General features: G+C 75.2%; 2 protein-coding genes. Both read left to right on the top strand.

Features of this window, described 5'->3' with window-relative positions; genetic code table 11:
• The first annotated feature begins 193 nt into the window (after nt 1–193).
• Nucleotides 194–1078 (top strand): SGNH/GDSL hydrolase family protein, encoded by an 885-nt coding sequence (locus tag B7767_RS38775; protein WP_218775854.1) that lies wholly within the window; start codon nt 194–196, stop codon nt 1076–1078.
• Between the two features lie 170 nt (nt 1079–1248).
• Entirely contained in the window at nt 1249–1698 is a 450-nt protein-coding gene (locus tag B7767_RS38780) for a pyridoxamine 5'-phosphate oxidase family protein (protein WP_085576058.1), read from the top strand.
• Nucleotides 1699–1779: the final 81 nt, after the last annotated feature.

Here is a 1779-nt window from a genome sequence, read left to right on the forward strand (position 1 = left end):
CGGGAGAGTCCGGCCCGCCACGCCGCACGGCGCCGGTGGTCGTACCGGCTGCGGCGAGCACCGGGGAGCCGTGCCGCACGCCGTCATCCGGCGGGAGTACCGAGCCGCGGTCCGCCGTGCGGCGGCATGTCCGCTCGGGCATGCTCATCGCGAGGCACACCCGTGCATCCCGACCCGCCGGACGGAGGCGTCCTTGAAGACGGCCCTGCGCATAGCCCTGGTCGCCGCCCTGCTCACCGGTGCCCTGTCGGCCGTGGCACCGGTCACGGCCGCGTCGGACGCGGCCGGACCCCCGCGGTACGTCGCGCTCGGCGATTCCTACGCGGCCGCACCGCTGGTGCCGCCGCCCGATCCGGTCGACCCGATGTGCCTGCGCTCCCTGTCCGGCTATCCGCACATCGCGGCCGAGGCCCTCGGCGCGCACCTCACCGACGTCACCTGCTCCGCCGCCACCACCGACCACCTGAGCACGTCCCAGTACCCGGGCACCGCCCCCCAGTACGACGCGCTCACACCCGCCGCCGACATCGTCAGCATCACCATCGGCGGCAACGACGCCGACGTCTTCGGCGAAGCGCTGGACTGCGTCAACATCCTGCCCCCGCCCCACGGCACCAGCTGCGCGGAGGAGAACACCGCGGGCGGTACCGACAGGGTCAGGGCCCGCATCGACGCCTGGGCACCGGTCTTCGGCACCGCCCTGGACGAGATCACCCGGCGCGCGCCGAACGCCGAGGTCTTCGTCGTCGGTTACGGCAACTACCTCCGCACCGACGGCTGCCACCCCGCCCAGCCCTTCTGGAAGCAGGACGCCAACTACATCCAGGGCGTGGTCGACCACCTCGGCGCCGTACTGAGGCGAACGGCCGAGGAGCACGGCGCGACCTTCGTCGACACCTACACCCCGGGGATCGGACACGACATCTGCGCCGCCCCCGCCGACCGTTACATCGAGGGCCTGGTCCCCACCCGCCCGGCCGCGCCGCTGCACCCCAACGCCGCGGGGGCCCGGGTCATCGGGGACGCCCTGGCCACGGCCGTCCGCGGGACGGGCACCGCGCTCCCGGAAGCCTCGTAGTTCCCGCGCCGTGAGCGGCGGAGGCGTCCGGAGAACGGCCCGCCCGTGACGGCCGGGCCGTTCTCCGGGGGGAGCGGGACCCTCGGCCCTCGTCCTCCGGCCGTGCCCGGCCCAGTGTGGAATGAGACAGGACCGCCGCACCGGACGAGAAGGGCGAAGGAGGACCGGCGATGTACCCCGATGACGGTTTCCGTGAACTCGGGCGACAGGAGTGCCTGGAGCTGATGGCCGGGGTGCCCGTCGGCCGCATCGTCTTCACGCGCCGGGCCCTGCCCGCCGTGCTGCCCGTCAACTTCCGCCTGGACGGCGACGGCGCGGTCCTGCTGCGTACCGCCGCCGGTTCGGAACTGGTCCGCGCGGTCGACGGGGCGGTGGTCGCCTTCGAGGCCGACGACGTCGACGCCGCCCGGCAGTCCGGCTGGAGCGTCGTCGTCACGGGCCCGGCCACGGTGGTGGCCGACCCCGTCGAACACCGGCGCCTGTCCCGCACCGGACCGGTCTCCTGGGTGCCCTCGGCGCGGGAGGTCTTCGTCCGCGTCGAGGCCGAGCTGGTCACCGGCCGCGAACTCGTCGGCGGACGCTCCCTGTACGGAGTGAGCCTGGCGGTCGCGGACGGATGAGCCGCCGACGGGGCCCGGAGCGGGGGACGGCCGGCCCCGCCGTCCGGTCGGGCCCCGCCCCCGCGCCGGGCCGGCCCCCAC

It is taken from the genome of Streptomyces sp. 13-12-16, from assembly GCF_002114215.1.
Lineage (GTDB): Bacteria > Actinomycetota > Actinomycetes > Streptomycetales > Streptomycetaceae > Streptomyces.

Coding starts and splice junctions, on each gene's coding strand:
- B7767_RS38780 (WP_085576058.1), top strand. CDS start 1,249: ATGTACCCCGATGACGGTTTCCGTGAACTCGGGCGACAGGAGTGCCTG.